The organism is uncultured Methanobrevibacter sp., from assembly GCF_937906425.1.
GTDB lineage: Archaea > Methanobacteriota > Methanobacteria > Methanobacteriales > Methanobacteriaceae > Methanobrevibacter.
Window position 1 is genome coordinate 1 of sequence record NZ_CALCYR010000208.1, and the last position, 3,134, is coordinate 3,134.

A 3,134-nucleotide genomic window follows, 5' to 3' on the forward strand; every position below is an offset into this window, starting at 1 on the left:
TATAATTTGAATAAAAATAAAAATAATAAAATAAAATAATTTGTAATGAAAATTAAATAAGTTAAACTAAAAAAAATAATAAAAAATAATAATTTGTAATGAAAATTAAATAAGTTAAACTAAAAATATGAATAATATAAATTAATAAAAATAGAAAATTAAAATTTAAAGAAATTAAAAAAATAAAATGTTATTAATAAAATTAATTTAGAGAAATCTTATTAAAAACTGAATAATGAAGTTTGACCTTTTTCAAGAGGTTCTTCAGGAGATTCTCTAGTTCTTTTTCTAGATTTTGATTTAGAATCTTTTTTTTCCTCTGATTTTTTATCCCCATTATCCTCTTTTTTATCATTATCCTCATTATTATCAATATTCTTTCCTTTGGATAATTTGGATTTTCTGGATGTGGAACTGTCCAATGAGAATTCCTCTGCAATGGCATCCAATTCCTCATCAGATAAACCATCAATTTCAATGTTTTCAGATTCATCTTCTCTTGAATCATTTAGTATAATTTCGTCTGGAATTTGACTGTAGATGCCTTTCCTGACTTCTTCACGCCATTTTTCCTTTTCTATTTCCATCATTTCGGCTTTTTTCTTTTCCATCTTTTTAATTACAGCCTTAGGAATCTTTTTCTTTCTGAAACGTTTAATTTCATCCTCTTCAAGCTCTAAAAAGTCTGAAATTTCCCAAGCAAGTTCATCATTTTCAAACATTATCTCAAAATATGGGAAAATGGTATATGCCACTTGAAGTGAAACATGCATTTTCTCTTCCATTTTTGCTGCAATATTATCCCTTAAAGCCCTTTTACCACGGGTTCTACCCATTAATGTAAATGCCATAGGTCCTTGAATACGTGAAAATTTCTTATAAGTTGCCTTTTTGGATAATGAGACACCTGGACCCATAAAGTCTGATGCATATCTCCAATAACCGTAATATTGGCTGGATCTTGTTCTTCCCAAGTATAAATCCGCCTTGCTTATATTTTCATAAGCTTCCTTAATTTCCTTATTGCTTTCATATTCCCTTGGAATATTCTCGGCAATATATTCCATGATTAAACTGGGATCCTCATTGGTTTCTATCAATGTTCTTTTAACATTACTTGCATTCATGCTTTTAAGGACTCTGGTAACTGCATCAAAAATTGTAGCTGAATTATCCTTTTGGCCGGTTGTTTCAAGGGTTTCTTCGGTTAATTCCCCTCCATTTTCAACCAAAGCCTGTAATGTATTTATTGAAGAACGTAAATCTCCATTGGAACGTTTGGCCAATTGACTTAAGACCTTCTTATCAACTTCTATTTCCTCATTCTTTAAAACAACATCCCTTAGATATTTGTTTATGGATGGAGATTTTATCTTGTCCATTTTAAGAACTTTTGAGTTTTTCTTGATGGTGTTTAATTTATTGCTGTAAAAATCATTAGCCATCATTACAATAGGCTGTTTACTTTCCTTAATGATTTTATTTAAAGCCCTGGTTCCTCCCCTATCATTTGTTCCATGAATTCCATCAACTTCGTCCATTATTATTAATTTTTTATTTTCTCCAAATAGGGAATAGGTGTTTGCAGATTCTCCTATTGTATTTATCAATAAGTCATATGAACGTTTATCACTTGCATTAAGTTCAATATATTCAGAGAATTCATTAGCAATAATATGGGCAATAGTTGTTTTTCCTGTTCCTGCAGGACCTATAAGTAATAAAGGAGGCTGAGGATTTCCGTTTTTCCACTGATCAAGCCATTCTTGTATTGCCTTTTTTTGTTTTACATTACCGACAACATCCTCAAATCTTTTTGGCCTGTATTTATCTGTCCATAACATATTATAACCTATATTTTATAGATTTCTCTTTAATTTAATATACACTAAATTAATTTCTCTTTTAATTTAATATATGATCAATTTATTTTTTCTTTAAATCAAAAATTAATCAATTTAAACATTATAATGTAATTTTTAAGTATTAAATTAATTTTTAAATAAATTGCATTGATTATTTATAAAAACTTAGCAAGCAATGCTTCCAATTGGATTCTTGGATTAGCTCCTTCTCTTATTCTAAAATCAGTTTCTGCTATTGCACCAATTAAATTCATATAGATTTCACCATCCATCTTACCTTCCATAACTCTTTTGGAAACTTCCTGATAAATTTGATTAACCATATCCTCTCCACTTGTACCTTGCAAAATCATAACATCCCTTAAAATGGTGCGCGCTTCCATAAAGTTACCCATTAAGGCTGCATTTACCATGTTTTTGATTTCTTGTGGTTTTGCCTTGGAAACAACTTCAAATACATGGTCTTCAGTAATTTTTCCAGTTGATGCTGCAGATTGAAGCATGTTTACTGATTTACGCATATCACCTTCACCAAAGTAAACAATGGTTTCAATAGCCTTGTCATCATATTCGCAACCTTCACTGCGGGCGATGTATTTCAATCTTTCTCCAATTTCCTCTGCTCTGATTGGAGCAAATCTGAATATTGCACATCTGGATTGGATAGGATCTATGATTTTTGAGGAATAGTTACATGATAATATGAATGATGCTGTTTTGGTATACATTTCCATTTCACGTCTAAGTGCTTGTTGAGCATCTTTAGTCATGTTATCAACTTCATCCAAGAAGATAATTCTAAATGGGGCTCCAACAGGTTTTAAACGACAGAAATTCTTAATGTTTGTTCTTACTGTATCGATACCTCTTGCATCTGAAGCGTTTAATTCCAAAAAGTTTTGTCTCCAGTAATCACCTAGGATTGCTTTTACCAATGCAAGAGCGGATGTTGTTTTACCTACACCTGCAGGACCTGTAAACATTAAGTTTGGCATGTTTCCTTCTTCAACATATTGTTTTAATCTGCTTACAATGTGTTTTTGTCCTACAACATCATCTAAAGTTTGCGGTCTGTACTTTTCTACCCATGGTCCTAACATAATAATCACTATTTTTACGGATTTCGGAAAATATTGTATTTAATTTTTTTATTCATTAAATTCTTTCTTTTATTCATAAAGTTATTTATTTAAGAATTAAATGTTTTAATTAGTTTTTATAAGTTTTAATTAGTTCTAATTAGTTTTAATTAATAATTAGTTTTAATTA

General features: G+C 29.9%; 2 protein-coding genes. Both read right to left on the reverse strand.

What is annotated here, in order from left to right; translation table 11 throughout:
* Window positions 1–221: 221 nt before the first annotated feature.
* Window positions 222–1,844, reverse strand: a complete 1,623-nt coding sequence (locus Q0138_RS06060) for a replication factor C large subunit (RefSeq protein ID WP_297982077.1) — start codon at window positions 1,842–1,844, stop codon at window positions 222–224.
* 176 nt (window positions 1,845–2,020) lie between these two features.
* Window positions 2,021–2,965, reverse strand: coding sequence for a replication factor C small subunit (locus tag Q0138_RS06065; RefSeq protein ID WP_297982079.1), 945 nt, complete (start codon window positions 2,963–2,965; stop codon window positions 2,021–2,023).
* Window positions 2,966–3,134: the final 169 nt, after the last annotated feature.

Coding starts and splice junctions, on each gene's coding strand:
- Q0138_RS06065 (WP_297982079.1), bottom strand. CDS start 2,965: ATGTTAGGACCATGGGTAGAAAAGTACAGACCGCAAACTTTAGATGAT.
- Q0138_RS06060 (WP_297982077.1), bottom strand. CDS start 1,844: ATGTTATGGACAGATAAATACAGGCCAAAAAGATTTGAGGATGTTGTC.